The following is a 24,991-nucleotide window of genomic DNA, read 5'->3' on the forward strand; positions in this document are numbered from 1 at the left end:
ATCCACACCGAACCGGAAGGCCCTCACCCGTTCAAGACCCCTCAGCCGAGACCTGGCCCACCCGTCCACAACCTCCCAGGACAGAACACCTAGGCCGTCCGTGCGGCCACTCACCCCACCCAGACCGCCGAACTGCTCGACCGGCTGGTCGCCACACGCAGACTGGCCTACTGGCATCACGACCAGGACATCAACGAGGTGACCTGGAAGCTGACCGACCAGCAACCGCAGTCGGGCCCGAAGGAGCGAGATGATGATGGTGCTATCTAAAATCTGGCTCTGGCCGCAGCTCCGAGAAAGTCCAGGTCAGCGACAGGAAGACACCAATCCATCCGTTGATGTCCGTACCGTCGCGATCAATGCGCTCAGGGACGTAGGGACAGTGGTCGGCTGTCTTGTGATGATCGACGGCTCGGTCGGTTCACGCCTGGAACTCGGTGAGATCGATGGCGTGAACGTGCAGGGGGTAGCCGTACACCGGGTGTGCCGTCTCCCGCTCGGGCACCATGCCGAGCTTGCGGATGACGTTCTCGGAAGCGTCGTCCCCCACCCGGTTGATGCTGATGACGCGGTCCAGGCCGCGGTCTTGGAGCGCGAACTCAAGCGTGGCGTGCGCGGCTTCGGACGCATATCCCTGGCCCCAAAACTGTGAGCCGATCCGCCAGCTGATCGCCACGGCGGGCATCACCTCCGGCAGGAACTCGGGCACGGTCAGTCCCGTGAAGCCGATCAGTTCGCCCGAGGCCAGCAGCTCGACTGCGAAGAGCCCGAAGCCCTCCTCGTCCCACTCCTCCTCCCACCGCTCGATGTCCTCAGCCGTGTGGTCCAGGTCACGCACCGAGCCGTCGTCGATCCAGCGCATAACCCGTGGGTCCGCATTGATGTCCGCCATCGGCGCAAGGTCGTCGTCGTGCCAGCTACGAAGGAGGAGACGGGGTGTGCGGATCTCGTTCATGCGCCCATCCTGCCGAAGGCAAGCGCCTCATCGGTAATCCGGCGCTCGCCCTTGCTGCCGCTCCCGAGCCGCAAGGCGTCAAGCCGCCTGCGCCGCGGAGCTGCGAGCCAGCAGGTGGGAGGAACAGCAGGCCAGGGGAGCCCTTCAGGTGAACTGGCGACTGAGCGTCCCGCCTTCACGTAGTCGAGGCACTCATCCTGAACCACACCGGCGTTGACCCGCCTTCCGTGTTGGGCCCCAGTGGCCTCTTCGGCGCAGCACCGCGATGCGGCTTCACCCGGCGCGCTCTGAGCCGATGTGGGCGAGCAGCGATGCGGTGCCGTCCTCTGCGGCGATCCCGCGGGCAAGTTCGGCCGCGCGGCGACGGTGGGACGGCTCAGACAGGCAGGCCGTGATCGCGTCGCCGAGGGCTTCGGCGGTGAGCTCCTGGAACGGCACAGGCCGCGGGGCAACTCCCAGCGCGTAGAGCCGAGACGCCCAGAACGGCTGGTCGGCCATGACGGGAACGGGCACTGCGGGCACGCCGGCCCGCAGTCCGGCTGCGGTGGTACCTGCCCCGGCATGGTGGACGACGGCGGCGGTGCGAGGGAACAGCCAGTCGTGCGGGACGTCGCCGACGGCCTGGACATCGGCGCCGCAGCCGTTCAAATCGGCCCACCCCGCCTGTACCACCGCACGCACACCTGCCCGCTTGACCGCCGCAGCCACCAGCTCACTGAGCCGTTCCCCCTGCCCCGCCGCCATACTGCCGAATCCGATGAACACTGGGGGCGGACCGGCCTGGAGGAAGTCGACCAGTGCGGCCGGGGGCTGCCAGCCGTCCGGCCGCGCGGGCCACCAGTAGCCCGCCACTTCAACCCACGACGGCCAGTCTTCAGGGCGCGGCACTACCAGCGGGCTGAAGCCGTGGAAGACCGGCCGAACGTCCACCGGTGCCGAAGGCGCGCCGTCGGGAAGCCCGAGGCGGGCACGCAGCCGGGTCACGGCGCCCGCGAAGACCCCTTCCGCGCGCTTCAGCACATCCCGGCCCGCGGCGAGGTTGCCCTCCGGCCTCAGGTCATCGATGCTCCGCGCATTGGGCAGCGGGAACTCTGCGGTGGCGAAGGACGGTGCGAGGTAGGTACCGATGACGGGGATTCCGAATGCGTCGCCGGCCGTCCGGCTGAGCGGTGCCGGGCCGAAAGCAGTGAGCAGCAGATCGGCTCCGCCCGCCACGGCCTGCGCCACCCCATCGGCGAGCCCGTCCGCGTACGCCCTCGTCAGCGCCTGCGCCTCATCCCGCGAGGCCGCCCGGGCCAGGTCCCGGATCAGCCCCTGCGGATCTCCCGGCACACGCCGGTAGCCGAGACCGCACCCGCCGACCAGCGCGGCGAAGGACGGGTGAGCGGCCACGGCGACCTGATGGCCCACATCCAACAGACGCCGCCCCAGCCCGGTGAAAGGCGCGACGTCTCCGCGTGAACCGGCGGTGATGATCAGAATTCGCATGGAGCGATTTTCCTCGGCGAGTGCCGTCCGGCCACCGTCGCCGGCCACAGGGATCCCGCAGCCCACCTGGCTGCCACAATCAAGAGCCGATGTGCGAGATCACCGGCCTGTACGCCGTGCCGTACGACACCGAGACCGCGGTCGGCGCCACCAAGGACTTCCCGCTCGGGCGCGGTGGGTGCACCAACAGCGCAAGACACTGCGCGCCGGCGAACTCGACCCCCACCGCAAGGAACTGCTCGACGCGCCCGAGGCCGGCATGGTACGGGAGTCCGGCGAAGAGGCATGGGAGGCCAAGCTCGCCGCGCTCAGGTCGTACCGGCGGGCAATCGGACGCCTCGCCCCCCCGACAGGACGCCGTAGGGGGCGAGGACGATGAGATGGTGCCCGTCGGGCAGCACAGGGCCAACCTCCGGCGGAAGGGCGCGAAGAACGGCCTGGGCAAGGACCCAAAGCGGGCGAACAGCGTGCAGCGCAGCTGGCCGCGATCGACCCGGACTGGGACTGCCCATGGCCGCTGGACTGGCAGCGGCACTACCGAGTCCCCGGACCGCAGGTGCCCCAGGGCTCCCGCTCGCCTCGCTCGGCCGGTGCCGGCCGCCGCGGAGGTCAGGCCACGGACAAGACGATCTTCCCGGTGGTGCGTCCCTGCTCACCGATCTCGTGTGCCTTCGCGGCCTCGGCCAGCGGCAGGACGGTCTCGACCACCGGCTTCAGCGCACCCCGCTCCGCCAGGGCGGCGATCTCGCGCAGGCCGAGGTGATCGGGCTCGACCAGCATCCACACCGCCCGTACCTGGTCGGGGACGGCAGCCGGAACATCGTCCGGGCCGGGCAGGGTGACCAGCCGCCCGCCTGCCCGCAGCACCTTCAGGGACCGCTCGGCGATCGGACCACCGAGCCCGTCCAGCACCACATCGACGTCTCCGACGGCATCCTCGAAGCGGACCGTGCGGTAGTCGATCACCTCGTCGGCCCCCAGTTCCCGCAGCAGGTCGTGCTTGCCGGCGCTGGCGGTGCCGATGACGTAGGCACCTCGGGCCCTGGCGACTTGCACGGCGAGGTGGCCCACCCCGCCGGCCGCCGCGTGCACCAGCACCCGTTCGCCGGCGCGCACATCGGCGGTGTCCACCAGGGCCTGCCAGGCGGTCAGCGCGGCCAGCGGCAGGGCCGCCGCCTGGACGTGCGTGAGGCTCGCCGGCTTGGGCGCGAGGTGGCGGGCTGGGGCGACGACGTACTCGGCGTACGCGCCGGCCTGCCGCGGGAACAGCGGCATGCCGTAGACCTCGTCCCCGGGACGGAACATCCCCACACCCGGTCCGACGGCCTCGACGACGCCGGACACATCCCAGCCGACCGCCGGCTCGTCGCCCCACTCGATCAGGGCACCACTGGCCCGGGTTTTGAAGTCCACCGGGTTCACTCCGGCCGCGTGGACCCGGACCAGGACCTCGTTCAGTCCGGGCACGGGACGGGCCACCTCACGCTCAACAAGCGTTTCGGGTCCGCCCCACTGTTCCACGACCACCGCGCGCATGCTGTCCGCCTCACTCTTTCCGTCTCCATCGGGTGTGCCGTCCGGGCTCTTCCCGGTGCGACGCGGTCCACGATCCGGTATCCGCGCTCCCGATGGTGTTGGCCGTCTGGCCACTATGTGACAGGATCCGGCCATGAGTACGACGCAGTGGCCGGACACTGGCACCCGCCCCCGTAGCAGCGACGATGCGCCGGAACCGCACCGCATCGCGGTCCTCGCCCTGCCCGGCGTCCCGCCCTTCGAGCTCGGTATCCCCTCCCGGGTCTTCGGCAGCGTCCTGGACCGGGCCGGACGCCCGCTGTACCAGGTCACCGTCTGCACCGCAGACGGCGCCCCCGTCCTCAGCGACGCCGGGTTCACGGTGCAGCCCGCGGCCGGCCCGGAGGCCCTGGCCGCCGCCGACACCGTGATCGTGCCGCCCACACACGCCATGCCCGAACTGGGCCACGGCGGCCCGCTGCCGCCCGCGGTGACCGCAGCCATCACCCGGATCCGGCCCGGCACCCGCCTGGTGTCCATCTGCACCGGCTCCTACGTGCTCGCCGCGGCCGGGCTCCTCGACGGCCGGCCCGCCACCACCCACTGGAACCTGGCCCCCGAGTTCCGTCGCGCCTACCCCCGCGTCAAGGTCGACGAGGACGTCCTCTTCGTCGATGACGGCGACGTCCTGACCTCCGCGGGCGTCGCCGCCGGCGTCGACCTGTGCCTGCACATGATCCGCCGTGACCATGGCGCCGCAGCCGCCAACCGCGCCGCCCGCATGTGCGTCGTGCCGCCCTGGCGGGACGGCGGGCAGGCCCAGTACATCGACCGCCCGGTCCCCGAACCCACCGTCGCCACCACCACCGCCACCCGCGCCTGGGCCCTGGAACACCTGGGCGAACCCCTCTCCCTCAACCGCCTTGCCGAACACGCCCGAATGAGCCTGCGCTCCTTCACCCGCCGCTTCCGCGACGAGGTCGGGATGACCCCGGTGCAGTGGCTCACCGCACAACGCCTCGAACTGGCCAAACAGTTGCTGGAGACCACCGACCTGTCGATCGACCTGGTCGCCCACCGCTCCGGCTTCGGATCCGCGAACTCCCTGCGCGCCCACATGAGAGCAGCCTTCGGTGTCTCACCCGCCACCTACCGCCGCACCTTCAGCCCCCACGACCCCATGCAAGCCCAGCTGTGACCGCGAGCAGACGGAACGACACCTACGACCTGATGCTGCACCCGCCGGCAGTCGTGCCGTTCCCGGAGGGGCGCCGTTGACACCGGACGCCAGCGGGAAAGGGGCTGCCCACGCAATCACTCCCACTTCCGCTGGTCGGACACCCGCGATCGCCTATGAGATGAACGGCCACGGACAGAACACCCCGCGTCAGCGGGGAGGACTTGGCCACCTGCCCGACGGACGAGCCGGATCCCGGAACGCCCCGGCGCCGTCGGGAAGGACTCGATCTGGCCCACCGCGGGGCGCCGGGTCAGTACGCCGCGGTCCCTTGCTGCCGGTAGCGGGCGGCGATCCGGCTGCCCCGGGAACCGGCGCGCAGCGCGCCCTCGGCGGCGGCCAGCGTGTCCACCGCAGCCGGGTTGCCGAGGCCGGGCACGCACACCGTCTCACCGTCGCGCAGCGCCACCAGCGAGGCGTCGACGACGTCTTCGGGCGGCATGCCGCCGTCGTCGTGGACCTTCTCCTGCCGGGAACGGACACGCCACTCGGTGGCGGTCAGGCCCGGGCAGAGGACCTGCACGGTCACCGGGGACCCGGTCAGTTCGGCGGCAAGGGTACGGGTGAACGTCACGACGTACCGCTTGGTGCCGCCGTACACGGCCCGGTGGGGGCAGCCGCTCCGGCAGCAGGCGACCGGCGAACGCCAGCAGCGAGGCGACATTGACGACGGCGCCCCGCCCGCGCGCCAGCATCCCCGGCACGGCGGGTGAGCACCGTCAGGGCGGTGACGTTGACGGCGAGCACCTGGGTCAGCAAGCCGGCTTCGGTCTCGGCGAACGGGCCGTAACCGCTGATACCCGCGCGATCATCCGTCGACCCCGCCGGCTCGGAACTCCCGCGCAGTAGGCGCATCCCAGCGCGATCAATCCCGCCGGGATCTGCTGATCCAGCGTCCGTGCTGTTCGGTGTGTAGCCCTTCGGTGCGCAGGCGGCCCGCGCCGAAGCTGGAGGCGGCCGGTCGCTCGGGCAGCTGCCCAAGGCGGCGCCGTTCAGCCGAGGTGTCCGGATTGATGGGGCTTCAGGCAGAGGCGGATCGGACCAATTTCGACTGCAGGCACAACGCTCCTGTGTAACGAGCACGTACCCGACGCGTTATCCGGGCGTCACGCATTCAACGGGACCAGATCCGGCCATCACGCCGCTGTCGCACATTCTTCCGATCGCCATTCTCTGACGCTGGGAAATTATCGCGGACACCGATGGACGAGGGATTCTGCTGGTGCCGGCGAGACTTCAGCGGGTAGAATCACGCGCTGTTCACGGTGGGGGTCGGTGAGGTCGTGGTGGGGGGCGCGGGCACCGTGATTGCGCTGCAAAAAAGCACAACACAGGGCGGTCCCGTTCGAGATTCTGAACGCGCGCTCGCTTTCCTGGCCTGCGACGCCCACAACTCCCCCACAACGCCATCAAATGATCATCACGGAGCGGTCCACGCGACAGGGTTCTCTTTTTCGTTGGCGTTCGCGACTGGTGTGGGGTCACGAAGTGGGCGTGCAGAGAAAAAAGCGGGTGCTTCGTTTTCAAGACAAGAGATGTGTGGAGTGTGATGCCATGAATCGGGTCGGCAGAGACCCGCGCCGGCCGGCACGCAGGCTTGCGGAGCCGCTGGCGCGCATGGGCTTATCCGTTCTCTTACTGGCGGGCGGCGCCGTGGGAGCGACGGCTGGAGCGGCCGCTGCTTCGGCCGCCGACGGCACGCTGACGGTTGAGGTGCTGCGCGACTTCTTCGGCACCGGCGTGATCAACGCGACGATGGACGTGCCGCAGCGGGGCATGAAGGTGGAGATCTCCGACCCCGCAGGGCACCACGTCGCCGGCGTCACGGATGCCACCGGAAAGGTCGTGGTGTCGCAGTCGACCGTGCTGAGCGGCGGCCAGTACCGGGTCGACGTCAGCGTCCCGGCACCGTACAGCGGCTATCTGCAGGCGGCGCCCGCCTCGACGGCGGAAAACCACTTCGACAGCTTCACGTCGTTCGTGGATGTGTCGAACGGAAAGAACGCCTCGGTCGTGACGGGGGTGTGGGATCCGGCTGACTACACGCTGCCGGACTCGCGGTATTTCGTACCGGTCCAGAACGGCGCCAACGGAACCGACACCCGGGCATTGGTGGCGTTCGGGACGGAGACCCGGGGCACGTGTCCCACCGATGTGGCGTGTCCGGCCACGCTGGCCACGCAGGCCCAGGTGGGCACGACGTTCGGGCTGGCGTACGACAAGTACCGCAGCCGACTGTTCCAGAGCGCGTTCGCCCGCCGGTACGCTCCCTACGGGCCGAAGGGCGCCGGCGCGATCTATACAGTGCCGACCAGCGGGTCGGGTGCGCCGCAGCTGTTCGCGCAGGTGCCGACCACGGCGGCGACGCCCCACGACCCCGCCAACATGATGAAGGATCCCGGGTTCACCAACGCACCGGGCAAGGAGAGCATCGGTGGCCTGGCCCTGTCGGAGGACGGCTCCACGCTGTACGCGGTGAACCTGCTGACCCGCAGTCTGGTGAGCTTCGACGCGACAGGGGCCACCGCCTCGGTGCCCGAGGCGACGGTGCCGATCCCGGACCCGGGGTGCGCGAGCCCCGGCGACTGGCGGCCGTTCGGTCTCTCGGTCCACAACAACACGCTGTACGTCGGCGGCGTGTGCAGCGCGGAGAGCACGCAGCAGCGCGCGGACCTGAAAGCCGTCGTCTACGCCTACGACGGCAAGCGGTTCACCACGGTGCTGAGCCACCCGCTCACATACGAACGCGGCAGTGTCTTCGGTTCCGGCGACAAGGCCACCCATTGGAACCCGTGGAACACCAGCCTGGCCACGTGGGACGAACGGAGGACGGCCCCCGACAGCAACAACTTCATCGATCCGCAGCCGGAGCTGGCCTCCCTCGCCTTCGGCCGCGACGGCTCGATGATCCTGGGCTTCCGTGACCGGTTCATGGACGCGCTCAGTTGGGGAGGGCTTGACCCCCGCCCGGGGAACAACACGGCGGAAACCGCCATGTCCGGTGGTGACATCACCATGGTCTGCGCCACTCCCGCCGGTGACTACCAGTGGGAAGGCACCGGCAGCTGCCCCAACCACGCCACCCCCGCCAACAATGGCGGCGAGCCCGCCGATGTCGTCGAATACTTCCCGGGCGACTTCTACGCCAACGCGCACCAGGAGACGGCGCTGGGGTCGGTGGCCTATATCCCGCGGCAGCAGTGGGTCGTCAGCACGGAGTTCGACCCGGTCGCCGACGTCGCGACCTCAGGGACCGGGTACCACGACATCACGACCGGTCAGGGCCCGGGCAACGACCCGACCCACCACGGGTTCCAGTTCGTCAGCCGCTTCCAAGGCGGGTTCGGCAAGGCCGGCGGGCTCGGTGACATCGCGTACGCAGCGGCGAACGCGCCGGTCCAGATCGGCAACCTCGTATGGTTCGACGGCGACCACAACGGAATCCAGGACCCGGCGGAACCGCTCCTGCCGGACGCAACGATCAGCCTCTTGGACGCGGGCGGCAAGCAGGTCGCCACGACCAAAACCGATGCCGCCGGCGAGTACTACTTCGGGGGTGTCGGCGCCGCGTACCAGCTCACACCGGGTGCGAAATACACGGTTCAGTTCGACGTGTGCACCGCGGACACCAGCAAGGTGCCCGCCCAGCCCCCGGCGAGCGAACTGCGGTTCACGCTCCCGCGAGCCGGTGCCAACCGTGCGCATGACTCCAATGTGACCCCGCCAACCACGAGGGAGTTGTGCAACGGCTACGCGCCTGTCACGGCGCCGGACAAGCCGGGCGGGGTCGATCACACGATCGACGCCGGGGTGTACATCCCGAAGGCGACACCGACGCCGACCCCGACTCCGACACCCACTCCGACACCGAGCTCACCGCCGGCGTCGCCACCGGCCTCTACGCCGCCGTCACCCGCGCCGCCTGCCAACAACCCGGGCCCGGCCGGTGGGGACACGGGTTCACTGGCCCACACCGGTATGGACGGGCTGCCAGGGATGATCGCCCTCGTCGGTCTGCTGGTGGGTGCGGGCGTGGTCATCGCCTTCATGAGCAGGAAGCGTCGCGCCCAGAACCACTGAACGAACGGAACAACAGTGATCTGCCTGCCCGCGATCCGAACGGCGCGGGCGGGCAGATCACGTCTCGGCCGGTCCACGAGGGTCGGCCTTCGCGTCGTCTGCCACGGGACTGCCGAGTGCCGCCGCGACCCCACGACGGCCGGGCAGTGTGGTGATTCGAGAGGGTGAATCAGAAGAGTGTCAGCGTCGAGCCGCGTGCGGAGCGTGAGAATCCAGCAAGTTCGACCGGGCCGTGCGGCTGACCGGCGCCGATGGCTGCGGCCTCGCCCGGCGGCAGCCCTCATCGCCACGGCCGCCATCGCACTGGGTGCTGCGTTCCTGCTCATCGGCCACGACTCCGGCTCCAGCGGTCCGCGCGCACTGACGTCGGACGAGGCGAACCGGCTGGCGATCACACGATTCCGCAACTACGAGGCGCACGGCCGCGCGGTGACGATCACTGTGCCCGGCACCGCCGGCGGGCTGGTCGTCTCCGGGTCCGTCGATTACCGGGGCAAGCTGGGTTACGGCGTGGTGCACGGCACCGGGCGCGACACATCCAGCGACGGGCTGATCGAGTGGACGGCCACCTCGGTGTTCGTCCATCCGATGGCGAACACCCCCGCGCACGCGCCCTCCTCACTGCCCGGCTCGGGCTGGTACAGCCGTCCGCTGCAGTCGTCCGGCAGTTCGCTGGACAGTTCGCTGGCCATCGCACTCAGTCTCGGCAGCGACCGGCCGGACAATGCCGAACTGCTGCCGCAGAACGGCGCCGCCTGGTGGGGACGAGACCAGGTGAGCGGGCATCGGGTGGACGTCATGACCGGGCCGTCCTCCCGTGACCGCTCCGGTACGGCGGGCAACGTGCGCTACTGGGTCGGCTCGGACGGCACCATGTACCGGGTCCGCGTCAGCGTGGATTCCGCGTCGCAGCCGGTGGACATCGATTTCGACACCCAGAAGTACATCCCGGTCAAGCCGCTCCCCGGAGTCACCCCGACGCGGTAGCTGTTCAGGACGTCTGCACCCGCGCGTTCGCGGCAAGCAGGGACGTCGGCGGCAGCGGGATGCCTGCCGTGTCCGGCAGGGCCGGAACCGCCGGGACAGCGGTGGCGCCCATCGTGGTGGCGCCCGGGAACTGCGGTTGCGGAGCAGGCGCCGCGACCTCGGTGAACGGGATGCCACCGGGTGCCGTCGGCGCCGTCCACCTGTCGGCCGGCGAGGGCGACTGGGCCGGAAGCGGGCAGGACGCGGTGGTCGCGAGCCGGGCGGGCACCGTGCTGCGCAACGCGTTGCCGCGCAGGCAGTTGCCCCGCCCCCGCGTGGCGGCGGGGAACGTCCAGCCGACGTCGACGCCGTTGCCGGTGAACGTGTTGGCCACGATCTGGTTGCCGACCGGGGGGATGTCGGCGGTTGCGGTGATCACCAGCCCGGCGTTGGTGTTGTCGGCGATGCGGTTGCGGATGAACTGGTTGCCGCTGCCGCCGTCGATGCCGATGCCGGTGCCCCACCCGCCGTCGGCCTGCTCCGGGGTGGCCCTCTGCTGGTTGGCGGCGATCAGATTGCCCGCGATGACGGCGCCCTGCTGCGGGAGCAGCTTCTCCTGGTGGTCGGAGTCGGTGGTCAGGCCGACCCGGTTGCCGACCAGGCGGTTACCGACCACGTACATGTCCCCACTGGCGTTGGTGCCTTCGTAACCGACCGCGTTGAGTTCGGCGACGTTGTCCCGCACCACGATGTGACACGGCTTGCACTGCCCGACGTAGATCCCCGAATCGGCCGCGCCCGACGCGTACGAGTGCTCGATGACACCGTTCTGCGCGGAGAACGCGTAGATGCCGTACAGACCGTTGCGGGTGGCGGTCACATACGAGACCAGGAACGACTTCAGGAAGGTCACGGGCTCATCGCCGGTGTCGTAGCCTCCGCTTCGCCCTGGCACCCCGGCGGCCGCCTTCGCCGAGCCGGTGACCAGCACGCCGTTCTGCGTGTTGTTCTCCACGGTCAGGTTCTCCACGGCCGCCCCGGGCGCCGCGACGACGACACCGTTCGGCTGCTGCAACCGCCCATCGATGACGACCTTGTCCCGGGACTCACCACGAAGAGTGACCCGAGGCGTGGAGACCTTCACCGACTCGTGGTACACGCCCGGCGCGACCAGCACCAGGTCACCGGGCCGAGCCAACGACATCGCATCCGAGATCGTCGAGGCATCGGCAGGAACTCGGATCGTCACATGCGCACCGGTCGGACGCCGTCCTTTGCCCGATCCGCCATCGCCGCCGCTGCAGCCGACCACAAGTGTCAGCGTGGCCACTGCCGCCGCCAACACGCGAAGAGCTAATCGAGGCATGATCCCAGTCTGGCATGACGCTCAATGCCGCTCCAAAATCGGGAGGTTGAGCGGCAGGCACGATTCCGGTGTGGCACTCTGCAAACCATGGACCGAACCGATCACCACCCGTCGCGCCGCGCGTTCCTCGATGTCACCGGCACCATGGTCGTTGCCGGTCTGACCGCCGGGTGCACATCGGACTCCGCCCAGCCGAGCCGGCACGCCCCTACCGCGGCGGCCACGCCCATGCCGGTTGCGGCGACGGGCCGGCATCAGGCAGGCATCACGCTCCCCCAGCCGGCCCAGCCCAACCTGCTGGCCGTGGTGGCCGACCTCGGTGCCACCACGGCTCCCGGCCCGCTACTGGCCGACCTCGGCCAGACCATCCGCACACTCACAGAGGGGACCGATCCGCGGTTGCTGGGCCTGCCGCCGGGCGATCTCACCGTGACCGTCGGCGTGGGCCCCCGGCTGGTGCGCACGGCCGGTGCCTCGCTGCCCGGCGCGGCCGACCTCCCGCGATTCTCCCGGGAGCAGATCAACCCCCGGGCACGCGGCGGTGACCTGCTGATACAGATCTGCGCCAGCGACCCGCTGCTCTTACCGGTCACCGCCGCCGCCCTTCTGCACCAGGCCGGTGACCGCATCCACGAACGCTGGCGGCAGTCCGCACGCCGCGGAACGAACGTGCCCCTCGGGGGCGGCCTCACCGCGCCACGAAACCCGCTCGGATTCATCGACGGCATCGTGGGCCCGCACACAACCGCCGAACAACGGCGCGACCTGTGGCTGGCCGGGCCCCCGGCGGTCGCCGGCGGCACCCTTGCCGTACTGCGGCGCATGGAACTCGACCTGCCGCAGTTCGCCGCCCTATCCGTGGCCGAGCAGGAAGCGGTCTTCGGGCGGCGCCGGGCCAGCGGAGCCCCCCTCTCCGGCGGCACCGTCGCATCGGGCCCGGACCTCGGCGCCAAGACACCCGACGGACGCTACCTAGTCCCCGCTAACGCCCACGTGCGCAGGGCGAACCCCGCCGTCGTCGGCGTCGGCCACATGCTGCGGCGCTCCTACAGTACCGACGAGCCCGCCCCCGGCCTGCTCTTCATCAGCTTCCAGAACGACCTGCGGACCTTCACCGCCACCCTCACCCGCATGGACATTTCCGACGCACTGCTGGAATTCACCACCACGACCGCCAGCGCCACTTTCCTGATCCTCCCCGGCTTCGACCGACAGCACCCGCTCGGTTCCCAGCTGTTCGGCTGATCACTCCGTGCCCGCCGCTTCGGCCACCCGGGCGCACGGTGCAGACGTGCCGAGCCGTCCTGGGCGGTCGTTCCCGATCTCGGCGAAGGCCGGGACGGTGGGCTGAATGCCCTGTGCGGGCGTCGCCGTCAGCGCTGAGGACGTCATAGCCGGGGCTTGTGCGCGAAGACCCACCGGTTCCCCTCCAGCGCGTCGTTCGGCTCGGGGAGGGGGCCGCGTCCGTGCTGGTGGGTGAAGTCGAAGGGGGTGTGTACCGAGGTGGACCAGCCCTTGGCCGTCAGGTCGCCTGCAGAGTCGGGTCGTGGTCCCTTGTCGAAGAGGTGGAGCAGGTCGATGCCGATGTGTTCTCGCGTCGCCGTGTAGATCGCGCTGTCGCGGTACTCGAGCAGGTCCTTTTCCAGCTTCACCTCGAAGGCCAGTGCACTGCCTTCGGTGGTCAGCCGGTCCACCGTGTCGATGAGGTAGGTCTCGGCGGGGCCCGGCAGGTAGAAGAGCAGTCCCTCGGCCAGCCAGACGCTCGGTGCGGCCGGGTCGAAGCCGGCGGTGGTCAGCGCGGTGACCCAGTCGGCGCGCAAGTCGGCCGGTACGGGGACGCGCTTGGCTTTCGGGGTGGCCGACAGGTCCGTGAGCACTTGGTGCTTGAACGCCAGCACGCCCGCTCTGTCGATCTCGAAGACCACGCAGTCCGACGGCCAGTCCAGCCGGAAGGCGCGGGTATCCAACCCGGCGCCCAGCAGGACCACTTGGCGGGCGCTCCTGCGGACCGACCGGAGGAGGAAGTCGTCGAGGACCCTGGTCCGCAGGCCGAAGTAGCGGGCGAACCGCCCCCACAAGGGGTTGCCGTCCCCGTCCTGGACCTGCTGGATGCGCACCGGCCAGTTTGCGCACGCGGGGGCGGCGCGCACGAAGTGTTCCGCGTATACGTCCTGGGCCAGGCTGTCGTGGCGGTGGGTCTCGATCGCCCGTGCCGCGGCGACCAGGAGGGCGGTCAGGCCCACGCCTCCGTCCACGCCTTCCACGTTTGTGTGCTGCGGCGCCGTGCCGACCATGTTTCCTCCGCCTGCGGGAGTGGGGACTGCCGGGTGCCTGCTTGTCGGATGCGGTGAGTCTGCGGTGCTGCGTGCCTCGCTCATCGGCTTCTCCCCTCGGGGAGCAGGACGGGTTTGACCACGCGGCCCGCGTTGCAGTCGCGTTCGGCCTCGTTGATGTCGGCCAGCGGGTAGGTGCGGATCAGCTGGTCGAAGGGGAAGCGTCCGGCCTGCCACAGCCCGGTCAACCGGGGTATCAGCAGTCCGGGTACGGCGTCCCCTTCGCAGATGTGACGGATGCTGCGGCCTCCCTCCAACGTGCCCGGTACGAGCGGCAGCGCGGTGTGCAGCCGTGCCACCAGGCCGAGGCTGCCGGTGGGGCGCAGGGCCCGGAGCGCGTCGTTGATGAGCGGGGGCCAGGCTGTGGTGTCCAGCGCGTACTGCGCGCCGCCGTCGGTCAGCCGCCGGATCTGCTCGGGCAGTCCGGCCGTTTCCGCGGGCAGCGGGATTGCGCCGAACCGTTCGGCCAGGGCCAGCCGCCCGGGATGCCGGTCGACGGCGACGGTCAGCACGCCGGCGGCGGTGGCCGCCATCACCGCGGCCAGACCCACCGCTCCGGCGCCGAAGACCGCGAGGGTGTCGCCGGGGCCGGCGCCGAAGGCGTTCAGCACGGCTCCGGCGCCGGTGAGGAAGCCGCAGCCGAGCGGCCCGAGCAGTTCGACGGGCAGTGCGGCATCGACCCGGACGGCGTTGCGGACCGGGACGAGCGCGTACTGGGCGAACGAGGACTGGCCGAACCACCGGGGGGCCAGCGCTTCCCCGGTCGCGTCGGTGAGCCGCGGTGCGTCCTCCTTGCGTCCTCCGAAGAGGTTGAGGGAGGCGAAGGAGTCGCAATAGGCGGGCGACGCGCCGCGGCAGTTGCGGCAGTGCCCGCAGGAGTCGAAGCTCAGCACGACGTGGTCACCGACGCCGATCGCGGTGTCCGGGCCGCAGCCCGTCCGCACCACGACCCCGGCCCCCTCGTGGCCGAGCACCGCCGGCAGCGGGCTGCGGCCGGCCGATCGCCGGACCGCGAGATCCGTCCGGCACATCCCGCAGCCCGCGATCTCGACCAGGATCTCGCCAGCGGCGGGTTCCGTGCGCAGGGTCACCTCCTCGACCGTGAACGGGTCCTCGTAGGAGCGCAGTACGGCCGCCTGGAACCTCATCGTCATGCCTCCTGCGGGCGGTGGACGACGAACGGCCGGAGGTTGCCATAGAGCCCCCATGGCCCGCCCGCTACGCCGACACCGCTGTTCTTGACGCCTGCGAAGGGCTGGGCAAGGGACAGTTCGCCATGGTGGTTGATCCAGGCCGTGCCGCATTCGAGCCGGTCGGCCACCGCCTCGGCCCGGTCGAGATCGGTGCCCCATACGGAGCCGCCCAGTCCGAAGCCGGTGCCGTTGGCCGCGTCGACGGCTTCGTCGAGGCTCCGGTACGGCAGCACCGGCAGGACCGGTCCGAACTGTTCCTCGGTCACCACCGGGCTGCCGGGCGGGACATCGGTAAGGATCGTGGGGGCGAAGAAGTAGCCCAGCCCATCCAGCCGGTGCCCCCCGGCCGCGGCCCGGGCTCCGTCCGCCAGGGCCTGCTTAGTGACCTGTTCGACCCGGGCCAGCTGGGGGGCGTTGTTGACCGGGCCCAGCCGGGTGTCAGGGGTGAGGCCGGCTCCGACAGGGACGGTCTTCGCGCGCTGGGCGAGGGCTTCGACGACCTCGGCGTGGAGCCGGGCCGGGGCGTAGACGCGTTTGACCGCCATGCAGACCTGCCCGCAGTTGCGGAACGCGGCCCAGAACAGCCGGTCCGCGATCCGGTCCACCTCGACGTCCTCGAGCAGGACGGCGGCGTCGTTGCCGCCCAGTTCCAGGGTGACCCGGGCGAGCGAGGCCGCCGCCGCTTCGGCGACGGCCCGCCCGGTGGGCACCGAGCCGGTGAAGGTGACGTGGCGGATCCCCGGGTGGGAGGCCAGGCGGGCGCCGAGGGGTTCGCGGCCGGAGACGACGGTCAGTACGTCCTCGGGCAGGGCGGTGGCGAGGACGGAGCCGAGCAGTCGGGTGGCGAGGGGGGTGAATGGGGATGGTTTGAGGACGATGGTGTTGCCCGCTGCGAGCGCGGGCGCGAACTTCGCCGCCGCGAGCTGGAGGGGAAAGTTCCACGGCACGATCGCGGCGACGGGCCCGAGAGGTCGCCAGCGGATCTCGCTGTGCACGGGCCGGCCGTCGGTGATCCGCCGGGTTCTGGGGGCCAGGTCGGCGAAGTAGCGCAGGCGGGCCGCCGTACGGGCGATCTCTGCGTACGACTCGGCCAGGGGCTTGCCCTGTTCTCGGGTGAGCAACCGGGCGAGGTCGTCGCCGGCCGTGTCCACGGCATCGGCCGCCGCACGCAGGGCGGCGGCGCGGGCGGCGGGCTCGGTACGCCAGCCGTGCCAGGCCCGGTGGGCCCGGTCGACCACGGCGTCCAACTCGTCCGGCTGCTGGTCAGGGGCCTCATCGAAGGTCTCCCCGGTGGCCGGGTCGACGACGGGGAAACGCGCGGCCCGGCGTCCGGGGCGGCGGTCGGGCTCAGAGGTCGGCATGCCGGTGGTCAGTTCACGGCGGGGACGCCGGCCGCGTGCTCCCGGGCGTTCCGGTCCATCTCCGCCCGGAAGGCGGCCACCAGATGCGGCTGAATCCTTCCGGCATTGCGGTCGCCGCCCTCGCAGACCGCTCCGCGCACGCCCACGATGTCCGTGCCGATGCGGGTCAGCGGGCCGAGGTCGGTCTGTTTGACACTGCCCGCGAGGGCGGCGAGCAGACCGGACGTGTGGGCCAACCGGACGAACTCGGCGCAGACGTCCTGCGGAACGTGGTCGAACAACCGCGTCCCGTCCTTAATGGCGGTGTCCAGCATGGCCGCGTCGGCGCCGGAGCGGGCGGCGATGTCGGGCACGGCGAGCGGGTTGATACAGCCGATGCGGTGGGCGTCGGCGTAGCCGGAGGCGACGACGAGCGCTTCGGGGCGGTGGTCCTTCACTGCCCGGACGACCGCGCGCATGACCTCGATGCCCTGATCGGGCGTCGTGCATCCGTAGAGGCCGACCTTGATGTACGTGGCGCCGGAGACGACCGCGCCGAGCGCGGCCTGGGCCACGGTGCCGGGCTTGTACGGGACGTCTCCCACGGTGGCGGACACCGGTTTGTCCGCCGGGACCGCGTCGCGGATCTCTCTGATGACCCAGGGGAAGTTGGCGCCGAGCGAGCCCTCGTCGGGCTTCTTGACGTCGACGATGTCGAGGTGCTCCGCTGCCTTCGCACAGTCGAGGGCCTCCTCCACGCTGTCCGGGGAGATGAGAAGCAACACCAACGGGCTCCTTCCGCCGCATGTCCGCCTTGCGGACAGGGGTGCGGATCATCTGATTCACGTACGGTGCGCTCATCATTTCCGTCCCCCATGGGTCCCGGTAGAGCGTGCGGAGGTTCCCATCGGGCGCTCGTGCCCACGCGGAGTGCGCGGCGCACACCGGCGTGAACCGGCGTTACTCATCATTTCGACACGAGTTCGGCTAAGCCCCTTGGCAATTGGCCGACCTCACTGACCCCCCAAGGGCACGGGGCCACCTATCGATCGAAGTCACACCGGTGGTGGCCTTGAGGGTCGGGCTGTCTACCGTGGGGCCGTGACCACGCCGTCCGATGACGCAGCCCAGCTGGTGCCGGTGCGGGTCGTGCTGCCCGCGGATCCGGTACGCGGTCATCCGGAGCAGGAGGTCGTCGCGCGGCTGTGGAGGCGGCGGCAGACCGAGACGGGCTGGCTCCACCTTGTGGGCCTGCCGTCGTACCAGGCCCTTGAAGACGGCGGGGTGGAGGCGATGGAGTACCGGGTGTGGGTCTGCGCCCCGGCGCATGTGGGGCCGGTCGACGGTGTCGAATCAGATCCTCCACCAGCGCGAGGTCGTCCTCGGTGTAGGGCCGCTCGCTGCCGGTGCGGGCCAGGGTGATCGCACCCATCCCCCGCCGCCGCGGCCGGCAGGGGACGATGTCGGCACGTGCGGTGGCCCTTGCGGCCGGCATCGGATGGGGTAGGGCGGCATTCCACGGGTAGTCGTCGTGCGTTGGTGAGGGAGCGGCGCGGCACCTGGGGAGGTCGAGCGCCGCTCCCTGCCGGCAGCGTGTCCCGCCAAGGCTGGCCGGCGGCCAGGATGGCATCGCCCTTCGGAGGCATCCGGTAGGACATGGCTACCAATTCGGCATCTGCAACGACACGCCAACCGGGTCAGGTTCACCGTGCAGCGGACGGCAGAGCGGTCGCGGCGGCGGCCCGTGCGGGCTTCGCCGGCCGCGGGGTCATCTACGCGCTGATCGGCGTTCTCTCACTGCGGATCGCGTTCACCGGCGGGGGCAGACAGGCCGACCGGGGCGGCGCGGTCGCCGAAATCGCTCAGAAGCCTTTCGGGACCGTACTGCTGTGGTTGCTCGGCATCGCCCTGGCCGGGATGGCTCTGTGGCGGCGGACCTGCCCACCTCGGTGGTCGCGCTGCTGGCGTCCGAGGCGTGCAATATCGGCCTGGCCCCGGTGGCCAACCCCGGTTACGAGGCGCTGACCCGGGCCCGGCTCGTGCACGTCGACCAGTACTACCTGCGCGCCGACACCATCGCAGGGGCGAACGCCGCGCTGATCGCCGCCCAGGCCGGCATCCCGATCGTGCGTTACTGGGGCCTCCGTGGACGGGCTGCGCTCTCAGGTGCCGGTGCGCACCATCAACGCCGCCCCGTCGCCGAAGTACTTCGGGTTCAAGCGGGGCATTACCTGGCTCAACGCGTTAACGACCAGGTCGCGGGCATCGGCAGATGGTCGTGCCCGGCACCCCGCGCGACTCCCTGCACATCCTGGACGCCCTGCTGAACCTTGACGGCGGGGGAAGCCGGAGATGGTGGCCACCGACAACGCCTCGTACTTCGACATGGTGTTCGGCCTGTTCAAGATCCTCGGCTACAACTTCAGCCCCCGCTTCCGCGACCTGGACGACCAGCGGTTCTGGCGGGCCACGATGCCCGGCGTCGAGACCGGCAGCTACGGCGCGGTGGAGGATCTGGCGCGCAACCGCGTGAACCTGAACAAGGTGATCACGCACTGGCCGGACATGCTGAAGGTCGCCGGTTCCCTGGTCACCAACCAGGTCCGCGCCTACCACCTGCTGCGGGTGGTCGACCCGGTGGACGACACCTACCGCCGGCAGCTGAACTGGCAGCGCACGTTGCGGAGTCCCGCCACAAGCTCGCCCGGGACGTGTGCCACGGCAAGCGCGGCCCCATCCACCAGGCGTACCGGGACGGAATCGAGGACCAGCTCGGCGCGCTCGGCCTGGTCTTCAACGCCATCGCGCTGTGGACGAGGAAATACCTCGACGCCGCCGTCGCCCAACTCCCGGCTGAGGGCGTGAGGTCCGGGACGAGGACATCGCCCGCCTGTCCCCGCTCAAGCACCGCAACCTGAACCTGCTCGGCCGCTACAGCTTCACCGCCTCGACCCCGGCCGCCGGCGCCCTGCGCCCGCTACGCGACCCCGACGGGCCCGAGCTGGACGAGGACGATGACAGCGAGGAATGACCGCCCGAGACCCTGCGGTGGTGGAGCGGACCCACGCACGAGTCCTCACGGGCGGACCGTGAGACCGTCCAGCATGAGGTCGAGCAGGCGCTCCGCTTGCCGTCGGTGTTCAGCACCCGCCGAGGTGAGGGCGATGCCTTCCAGGGCAGCGCCGATGTCGGGGGGCTGGATATCAGTGCGGATCGCCCCGGCGGCCGTGCAAGCGTCCATGAGTGAGGTAATGGCGGCCTGGATCATTTCCCGGCTGTGACCATAAGGATTGCTTCCCGTCGCGGCAATGGCGCGCAGGGCGTCGATCATGCCGTACTTGGCGGTGACGTAGTCCAGGAACAGGCGTGTCCACGCGCGCAGGGCCTCTACTGGCGGCTTCTGCGTAAGCAGAGCGGGGGCGGCCTCACACAGGTGGGCCACCTCGTTGCGGTAGACCGCCTCTATCAGGGCCTCCCGGGTGGGGAAGTTGCGGTACAGGGTCGCACTGCCCACGCCTGCCTCCTTGGCGATGCGTTCCAGGTGCGCGTCCAGCCCCTCCGCCGTGAAGACGCGTGCAGCGGCCGTAAGGATCTTCTCCCTGTTCCGCCGTGCGTCAGCCCGCAGCGGCCGAAGCGTTCCGTCGGTCATCAGTGCTCGCCAGCCCCTCTTCGAAGTCCCTGCACTTGCTAACCGGATACGCCCCCACTCAGGGTGCAATAACTGGGGACACCTCCGGTTTCACTGTAGGTCACTGCATCTAGCTGCGTGCACCCTAAGAAAGGAAGCCGATCATGTCGGGTATTCAGGGCAAAGTCATTGCGATCACAGGTGCCAGCAGCGGCATCGGCGAGGCAACTGCGGACTACCTCGCCGAAAAGGGCGCCCAGCTCGTGCTCGGAGCCCGGCGCGAGGACCGACTGAATGCCGTCGTGGACGGCATTGCGGCCAAGGGCGGCACCGCCACCGGCGTCATCGTCGACGTCACGCGCCGCGAAGACCTCCAGCGCCTGACGGACACGGCCCTCAACCAGTACGGTCGACTCGACGTCCTCGTCTCCAACGCAGGCACGATGGCCGTCTCCCCGTTCGACGACCTGCGCCAGGACGACTGGGACGCCATGGTCTCCACCCACATCACCGGCCTGCTCAACGGCATCGGGGCCGCTCTGCCCATCTTCCGCCGGCAGCGCTTCGGTCAGTTCGTCAACGTCGGCTCCACTGCGGCCTACGTCGTCAAGACCCCCCAGGCGGTCTACGCGGCCACCAAAACGGCGGTGAAGGTGCTGACCGAGGGCCTACGCCAGGAGTCGGGACCCGACCTGCGCGTCACACTCGTCTCACCCGGCTTCACCAATACCGAAGGCATCGGCAAGGGAGCCAGCCCTGAAGCCGCGGCCGCGATGATCCAGCAGCGGGACGAGATCGCCATGCCGCCCTCGGCGATCGCCTCCGCCATCGGCTACGCCATCGAACAACCCGATGGCGTCGATGTCAGCGAGATCGTCGTCCGCCCCACCGTGCAAGCCTGACAGCGGCGAGTCGGGCTACTCGAAACCGCCCCCCTGTCGGCAAGCGATGGCACCCTCAAGTGATCAACGCACCACCCATTGATGATCATGTGATCGTGGAGGCGCAGGTGCGTGACTACGGGTTTCCGACGGCTCAACAGGACGAGGTTTGGAGACGAGGGCGTGGAAGCCAGTCGTTGGTGTTGGCGGGCATAGCGTCTCCGTTCGGGCATCCACCCAGAACGGTACTCGCGTCGAACATCGCACATACTCGATGTGACAGCGTCAACTCGGATGGCTTACACAGCTGTTGTCACCGCACGATGCTGATCAAGTCCATGAGCCCACTGACGCGCCAGTCCGCGGCAGCAACCGTTTCAGGCCCGTCCGCCCAGAGGTTCCCCCACGGGCCGCGCCGCAGGTGCGCCGTCCGCAGGCCGGCCGCCTTCGCCGGGTGCACGTCGTTGCCCGGGTGATCGCCCACGTACACTGTGCGGTCGGCTGGCGCCTCGGCGACCTCGAGGACCTTCTGAAAGAACTCCGGCTGAGGCTTGGCCACGCCCCATTCGCCTGACGTGACGATGAGATCTGGGGGCAAGGCCAGCGCGCGAAGCAGGTCCCCAGCGCGGGCGGTCTGATTTCCTGCAACGACCACTCGGATGCCAGCCTCACGGAGGGCTCCCAGCGCCGGACGGACGTCGTCGTACAGGTCGGTCTCATCCAGGCGCTCGCCGAAGCCGGCCGCCTCCCGCGCACGGTCTTCGGCCGCGACGTCGATCTCGGGGCGTAGAAGCCTGAGAGCCTGCGCATTCTCCTGGCCTCGGGCCACGACGGCACCGACCAGCGCGGACAGGGTGTGGCGAGGGACCTGGAGCCAGTCAGCCCAGGCAGCCCAGTAGCGGCCATCCCGGTGAGCGTCTCGCCGACATCTCACACGATGGTCTCCATCGCCCGGCGAGCTTATGGCCTCACACGGATGCGTTAGGAATCGAACACGTGATTGAATTTGGCCATGAGTCCGATTCCCGACGATCTCGCACGAACGCAAGAGGCATGGCACGACACCTACCGGGAGCTGGCCTCGCGGCCGCGCACCGCGCTCCGGCAGCGGCTCATCCATCTGTCCTCGGAGGTGCTGTTCCACCCGTACTGGCAAGGCCAGCGGTCGGCTGGCTGGGCGGCCCTTCATGGTGCCCGGCATGTCCGAACTTCCTCCTGACCCAACGCGGCTCCGGACGATCCTGGTTCACCTCGACCGGCAGATCGCGGAGACCGACACGGTCGGCATCTACCTGCGACTCCAGCGGGACGCCGTCCGAAAGGCCCTCGCCCGGGCCGAGCACCCGCCTCAGCAGTCCCGGCCGCCCCGCAAGCCAGAGGCTGGTAGCCCACTGCCGGACTCGGCCCTGCCCCCCTACGTCGTAGAGCAGAAGCGGACTCCGCACGGACCAGAGCCGGCCGTCATCCACCTGGCTGACTGCTCGATGATCCAGCGCGCGGTCCACCGGATCCGGGCCGACGAGGCGCGGGCCGCGCTCACCGACCCGGCCATCACTGGGTGTGATTTCTGTCGGCCGGACACCGAGCTGGGCATCGACCTAGCATGAGCATCCGGTGCCGAGCTGCCCGCGCGGTGGGCCGGCCATACATTCGGCCGCATGACCGCGGTGCCCAGACGCATCGACCCCTCCATGGACCGGGCCGCCGCCGCTCTGCTGCTCGGCTGCTCTCCGAATCAAATCGGCTACTGCGCGCGCTGCCAGGGGCTGACCTGCCGCTGCGGGCCCAACGCCCAGCTGGTGCGCCGGGCCTGCCGCGCAGCCGACGCCGCCAAGGTGCCTCCGGCTGATCGGCAACGGTCACCCGGCGGCTGGCGCAGCCCCCTGTCCGAACGCGGCGACGTTCTCGGGCGCCATGTCTTCGCGGAGGCGTACGAGCCGTGTCGGGATGCTTCCAGACCCCATGGTCTTGAGCGGTGTCCACCTCGATCTCCGCCACCAGCTGCGGCTCGACGAGGACGACGTCCAGCGGAGTGCGGGACCCCCATGAGGTCATGAACCGTACGCCTTCCCACGCATGTCCGGGCCCTGTCAGAGGCAGCCGCTCGGCCATGCCGCGCGCCCCGGCACGCCGCAGTGGCATCTGCGGCCGACCTGCCGCAGTGTCCCGGCCTCGTCAAGGCGCCCAGCACAACCGTCTGCGGTCGGCGCACGGTGCCGGTGATCGCGCCGATCACCGCTTCGGTGGTGTCACGGCGGCACATCTTGTAGAGCGCGCGGACTCCCGGCAGATACCGCTGGCCGCTCCCCCGGATCACCAGCCCTTCGACGCCCGGCACCTGTGTCCAGGACGTCAGCCACTCTTGCGCCGTCGCCGGGTCGGTCGTCTGCGGGCACAGCGTCCACGGGGCACTCAGCCCGTGCTCGGTGAACAGCTGCTCCAGCTGCGCACGCCGCTCGCCATACGGGACATGGAGCAGCTCCTGGCCGTCGAGCTGGAGGAGGTCGAAGGCGATGAAGTGCGCCGGCGTGTCCTGGGCGAGGCGAGCCGCGGTCCGGCCGCCGGAGACCGCCCGCCGCCGGAGCGCCTCGAACGACATCTGCCCCTCAGTCCACACGACCAACTCGCCCTTTATGCGGGCTACCGGGCCTGTCTCACCGACGGCTCCTCTGTGAGGCGGTGTGCAAGGTGGAGCAGATCTGCAAGGTGCAGCACCCGTCCGTCGAATCCCGGGAGGGGGACATGGAGCGGCTGGGTCCAGCGGTTGGGGATTGCATCCAGCCCGTAATACGCCCCCGCGAGGCCTCCGGTCACCGCGGCCACGGTGTCCGTGTCACCGCCCAGGTCGATCGCCGCGCGTATCGCGTCTTCGAAGCTCGTGGTGGTGCGCAGGGCCCAGACGGCGGAGCCCAGGCAGGACCAGACGGCACCGTTGTACTCGGTTGCCTGATCGGGGTGCCAGTCGGGGGCCAGGACGGTGGCGTAGCGGCCGTGGTGGTCGGGGTGGACAAGAGCCAGGATGTCCGGGAGCGCGGTGAGGGGGTCGGTGTCCTCGAACGTGACGCGGATGAGTTCGTGGAAGATCGCGGTTCCTTCCCAGGCCGCGCGGTCACCATGGGTGAGAGCAGCGATGCGGCGCGCGGCGTCCATGGTGGCTTCTTGGCCGGCGGCCGCGAAGTGGACCGCGGAGGTCGATGCCCGCATCAAGGAGCCGTTTCCGGCCGCTCGTTGGTTGACCTGGAAATGGATCGCGGCGGCGAGGTCCCAGGGCATGCCGTTGGTCAGGACGTCTTCGGTCTGCAGGCCGATGTCCTTGGGGTCTGATGCTGCCCACCGCTGGAAGCGGGCGAAGAGGTCCGGAAGATCCAGTCCGCCCTGCTCCAGCAGCGACTCCGCGACCAGGACGGCCATCTGCGTGTCGTCAGTGGCCTCGCCCGGGTCCCAGCCACCGCCTCCGCACATCTCGCCACCGACACCAGGCGCGGGGAACCGCGCGGAGAACGCTCCCTGGGGGCCGAACTCGAAGGGGCCGCCCAGGGCGTCACCCACCGCTGAGCCGACGACCGCGCCAGCGGCCCGGTGGATCCGCTTCATTCGGCGCAGGGTATCTGTGCCGTGCCGACGGCTGCACGGCCCTTTTCCTTCTTCGGCTCCCTGAACCATCGGCGGCGAACGCCTCTCGTCTACAGAGGTGCGCCAGCGAGACACCCTGGGGCTGAGACACCCGCACAGGTCACATAACGCCATCGAGGACCAGACCGTCGGGCAGATCGCCGGCCGCGCCCACAAGATCCGGGAAACGGCTCTGCATGAGACTGCCGGAGCCATCCTTCCCCCAGACTTCGATGTGTCTCATGAGACATCAGCTCGCGTCCGTGCCCCCAGAAAAGATCAGCAGACGTAACGCCTCCCCAGTCGCGGCGGTGATCCGCTCCGAGAAGTGCCTGGACGCCTGGCCCGTCTCCGGCAGGCCCGCAGACCAGAGGGCGGGGATGCCGAACGCCGGCGC

At 70.0% G+C, this 24,991-nt stretch carries 19 protein-coding genes and 4 pseudogenes; 10 read left to right on the forward strand and 13 right to left on the reverse strand.

The window, feature by feature from the left end:
* Positions 1-421: 421 nt before the first annotated feature.
* Entirely contained in the window at positions 422-955 is a 534-nt protein-coding gene (locus ACWCV9_RS36915; protein WP_450793318.1) for a GNAT family N-acetyltransferase, read from the reverse strand.
* Positions 956-1,228: 273 nt separating this feature from the next.
* Positions 1,229-2,443 carry a glycosyltransferase gene (locus ACWCV9_RS36920; protein WP_450793320.1) on the reverse strand — a complete coding sequence of 405 codons (1,215 nt, stop codon included), beginning with the start codon at positions 2,441-2,443 and terminating at the stop codon, positions 1,229-1,231.
* Between the two features lie 95 nt (positions 2,444-2,538).
* Here ACWCV9_RS36920 and ACWCV9_RS36925 point away from each other — a divergent pair.
* Positions 2,539-2,987: pseudogene (locus tag ACWCV9_RS36925) on the forward strand (helicase associated domain-containing protein); the annotation flags it as partial.
* A gap of 65 nt (positions 2,988-3,052) precedes the next feature.
* On the opposite strand, the gene ACWCV9_RS36930 reads toward ACWCV9_RS36925, so the two are convergent.
* Positions 3,053-3,979, reverse strand: coding sequence for an NADP-dependent oxidoreductase (locus ACWCV9_RS36930; RefSeq protein WP_450793322.1), 927 nt, complete (start codon positions 3,977-3,979; stop codon positions 3,053-3,055).
* 133 nt (positions 3,980-4,112) lie between these two features.
* On the opposite strand from ACWCV9_RS36930, the gene ACWCV9_RS36935 reads away from it, so the two are divergent.
* The gene (locus ACWCV9_RS36935; RefSeq protein WP_450793324.1) at positions 4,113-5,156 is read left to right on the forward strand and encodes a GlxA family transcriptional regulator; all 1,044 of its coding nucleotides are present in this window, start codon (positions 4,113-4,115) and stop codon (positions 5,154-5,156) included.
* 292 nt (positions 5,157-5,448) lie between these two features.
* Here ACWCV9_RS36935 and ACWCV9_RS36940 read toward each other — a convergent pair whose 3' ends face one another.
* A complete protein-coding gene (locus ACWCV9_RS36940) occupies positions 5,449-5,769 on the reverse strand; it encodes a hypothetical protein (protein ID WP_450793326.1) in 321 nt (106 codons plus the stop codon).
* Between the two features lie 1,043 nt (positions 5,770-6,812).
* Here ACWCV9_RS36940 and ACWCV9_RS36945 point away from each other — a divergent pair.
* Positions 6,813-9,275, forward strand: coding sequence for an SdrD B-like domain-containing protein (locus tag ACWCV9_RS36945; RefSeq protein ID WP_450793350.1), 2,463 nt, complete (start codon positions 6,813-6,815; stop codon positions 9,273-9,275).
* A 297-nt stretch (positions 9,276-9,572) separates the two neighbouring features.
* Positions 9,573-10,262, forward strand: a complete 690-nt coding sequence (locus ACWCV9_RS36950) for a hypothetical protein (RefSeq protein WP_450793352.1) — start codon at positions 9,573-9,575, stop codon at positions 10,260-10,262.
* A 4-nt stretch (positions 10,263-10,266) separates the two neighbouring features.
* Here the strand turns inward: ACWCV9_RS36950 and ACWCV9_RS36955 are convergent, their stop codons facing one another.
* Positions 10,267-11,607: a right-handed parallel beta-helix repeat-containing protein gene (locus tag ACWCV9_RS36955; protein WP_450793328.1), complete on the reverse strand. Its 1,341-nt coding sequence runs from the start codon at positions 11,605-11,607 to the stop codon at positions 10,267-10,269.
* An 87-nt stretch (positions 11,608-11,694) separates the two neighbouring features.
* Between ACWCV9_RS36955 and ACWCV9_RS36960 the strand changes: the two genes are divergently transcribed.
* On the forward strand, positions 11,695-12,852 hold the full coding sequence (locus ACWCV9_RS36960; protein WP_450793330.1) for a Dyp-type peroxidase: 1,158 nt from the start codon (positions 11,695-11,697) through the stop codon (positions 12,850-12,852).
* 143 nt (positions 12,853-12,995) lie between these two features.
* Here ACWCV9_RS36960 and ACWCV9_RS36965 read toward each other — a convergent pair whose 3' ends face one another.
* From ACWCV9_RS36965 to ACWCV9_RS36980, 4 genes are all read right to left on the reverse strand, one after another.
* Positions 12,996-13,901, reverse strand: a complete 906-nt coding sequence (locus tag ACWCV9_RS36965; protein ID WP_450793332.1) for a class I SAM-dependent methyltransferase — start codon at positions 13,899-13,901, stop codon at positions 12,996-12,998.
* Between the two features lie 80 nt (positions 13,902-13,981).
* Positions 13,982-15,088 carry an NAD(P)-dependent alcohol dehydrogenase gene (locus ACWCV9_RS36970; protein WP_450793354.1) on the reverse strand — a complete coding sequence of 369 codons (1,107 nt, stop codon included), beginning with the start codon at positions 15,086-15,088 and terminating at the stop codon, positions 13,982-13,984.
* 2 nt (positions 15,089-15,090) lie between these two features.
* On the reverse strand, positions 15,091-16,494 hold the full coding sequence (locus ACWCV9_RS36975) for an aldehyde dehydrogenase family protein (protein WP_450793334.1): 1,404 nt from the start codon (positions 16,492-16,494) through the stop codon (positions 15,091-15,093).
* 8 nt (positions 16,495-16,502) lie between these two features.
* Positions 16,503-17,258, reverse strand: a complete 756-nt coding sequence (locus ACWCV9_RS36980) for a (5-formylfuran-3-yl)methyl phosphate synthase (protein ID WP_450793336.1) — start codon at positions 17,256-17,258, stop codon at positions 16,503-16,505.
* A gap of 871 nt (positions 17,259-18,129) precedes the next feature.
* On the opposite strand from ACWCV9_RS36980, the pseudogene ACWCV9_RS36985 reads away from it, so the two are divergent.
* The 3 genes and pseudogenes from ACWCV9_RS36985 to ACWCV9_RS36995 all read left to right on the forward strand — a co-directional run.
* A pseudogene (locus ACWCV9_RS36985) lies at positions 18,130-18,405 on the forward strand (DUF1206 domain-containing protein); the annotation flags it as partial.
* 17 nt (positions 18,406-18,422) lie between these two features.
* Positions 18,423-19,038 (forward strand): annotated as a pseudogene (locus tag ACWCV9_RS36990) (Tn3 family transposase); the annotation flags it as partial.
* 146 nt (positions 19,039-19,184) lie between these two features.
* Complete coding sequence (locus ACWCV9_RS36995) at positions 19,185-19,391, forward strand: Tn3 family transposase (RefSeq protein ID WP_450793338.1); 207 nt, start codon at positions 19,185-19,187, stop codon at positions 19,389-19,391.
* 158 nt (positions 19,392-19,549) lie between these two features.
* On the opposite strand, the gene ACWCV9_RS37000 is transcribed toward ACWCV9_RS36995, so the two are convergent.
* Positions 19,550-20,122, reverse strand: a complete 573-nt coding sequence (locus tag ACWCV9_RS37000; RefSeq protein ID WP_450793340.1) for a TetR/AcrR family transcriptional regulator — start codon at positions 20,120-20,122, stop codon at positions 19,550-19,552.
* A 143-nt stretch (positions 20,123-20,265) separates the two neighbouring features.
* Here ACWCV9_RS37000 and ACWCV9_RS37005 point away from each other — a divergent pair, with 143 nt between their 5' ends.
* Positions 20,266-21,003, forward strand: a complete 738-nt coding sequence (locus ACWCV9_RS37005; protein ID WP_450793342.1) for an SDR family oxidoreductase — start codon at positions 20,266-20,268, stop codon at positions 21,001-21,003.
* 292 nt (positions 21,004-21,295) lie between these two features.
* On the opposite strand, the pseudogene ACWCV9_RS37010 reads toward ACWCV9_RS37005, so the two are convergent.
* Positions 21,296-21,912: pseudogene (locus tag ACWCV9_RS37010) on the reverse strand (HAD family hydrolase); the annotation flags it as partial.
* A 269-nt stretch (positions 21,913-22,181) separates the two neighbouring features.
* Here ACWCV9_RS37010 and ACWCV9_RS37015 point away from each other — a divergent pair.
* A complete protein-coding gene (locus ACWCV9_RS37015; protein WP_450793344.1) occupies positions 22,182-22,589 on the forward strand; it encodes a DUF6233 domain-containing protein in 408 nt (135 codons plus the stop codon).
* A 137-nt stretch (positions 22,590-22,726) separates the two neighbouring features.
* On the opposite strand, the gene ACWCV9_RS37020 is transcribed toward ACWCV9_RS37015, so the two are convergent.
* Both ACWCV9_RS37020 and ACWCV9_RS37025 read right to left on the reverse strand, forming a co-directional pair.
* Complete coding sequence (locus tag ACWCV9_RS37020; RefSeq protein ID WP_450793346.1) at positions 22,727-23,581, reverse strand: ATP-dependent DNA ligase; 855 nt, start codon at positions 23,579-23,581, stop codon at positions 22,727-22,729.
* Between the two features lie 41 nt (positions 23,582-23,622).
* Positions 23,623-24,576 (reverse strand): ADP-ribosylglycohydrolase family protein, encoded by a 954-nt coding sequence (locus ACWCV9_RS37025; RefSeq protein WP_450793348.1) that lies wholly within the window; start codon positions 24,574-24,576, stop codon positions 23,623-23,625.
* Between the last annotated feature and the right edge of the window lie 415 nt (positions 24,577-24,991).

Source organism: Streptomyces sp. NPDC001606, assembly GCF_053596835.1.

Coding starts and splice junctions, on each gene's coding strand:
- ACWCV9_RS36915 (WP_450793318.1), bottom strand. CDS start 955: ATGAACGAGATCCGCACACCCCGTCTCCTCCTTCGTAGCTGGCACGAC.
- ACWCV9_RS36920 (WP_450793320.1), bottom strand. CDS start 2,443: ATGCGAATTCTGATCATCACCGCCGGTTCACGCGGAGACGTCGCGCCT.
- ACWCV9_RS36930 (WP_450793322.1), bottom strand. CDS start 3,979: ATGCGCGCGGTGGTCGTGGAACAGTGGGGCGGACCCGAAACGCTTGTT.
- ACWCV9_RS36935 (WP_450793324.1), top strand. CDS start 4,113: ATGAGTACGACGCAGTGGCCGGACACTGGCACCCGCCCCCGTAGCAGC.
- ACWCV9_RS36945 (WP_450793350.1), top strand. CDS start 6,813: ATGGGCTTATCCGTTCTCTTACTGGCGGGCGGCGCCGTGGGAGCGACG.
- ACWCV9_RS36955 (WP_450793328.1), bottom strand. CDS start 11,607: ATGCCTCGATTAGCTCTTCGCGTGTTGGCGGCGGCAGTGGCCACGCTG.
- ACWCV9_RS36960 (WP_450793330.1), top strand. CDS start 11,695: ATGGACCGAACCGATCACCACCCGTCGCGCCGCGCGTTCCTCGATGTC.
- ACWCV9_RS36965 (WP_450793332.1), bottom strand. CDS start 13,901: ATGGTCGGCACGGCGCCGCAGCACACAAACGTGGAAGGCGTGGACGGA.
- ACWCV9_RS36970 (WP_450793354.1), bottom strand. CDS start 15,088: ATGAGGTTCCAGGCGGCCGTACTGCGCTCCTACGAGGACCCGTTCACG.
- ACWCV9_RS36975 (WP_450793334.1), bottom strand. CDS start 16,494: ATGCCGACCTCTGAGCCCGACCGCCGCCCCGGACGCCGGGCCGCGCGT.
- ACWCV9_RS37000 (WP_450793340.1), bottom strand. CDS start 20,122: ATGACCGACGGAACGCTTCGGCCGCTGCGGGCTGACGCACGGCGGAAC.
- ACWCV9_RS37005 (WP_450793342.1), top strand. CDS start 20,266: ATGTCGGGTATTCAGGGCAAAGTCATTGCGATCACAGGTGCCAGCAGC.
- ACWCV9_RS37015 (WP_450793344.1), top strand. CDS start 22,182: ATGTCCGAACTTCCTCCTGACCCAACGCGGCTCCGGACGATCCTGGTT.
- ACWCV9_RS37020 (WP_450793346.1), bottom strand. CDS start 23,581: ATGTCGTTCGAGGCGCTCCGGCGGCGGGCGGTCTCCGGCGGCCGGACC.
- ACWCV9_RS37025 (WP_450793348.1), bottom strand. CDS start 24,576: ATGAAGCGGATCCACCGGGCCGCTGGCGCGGTCGTCGGCTCAGCGGTG.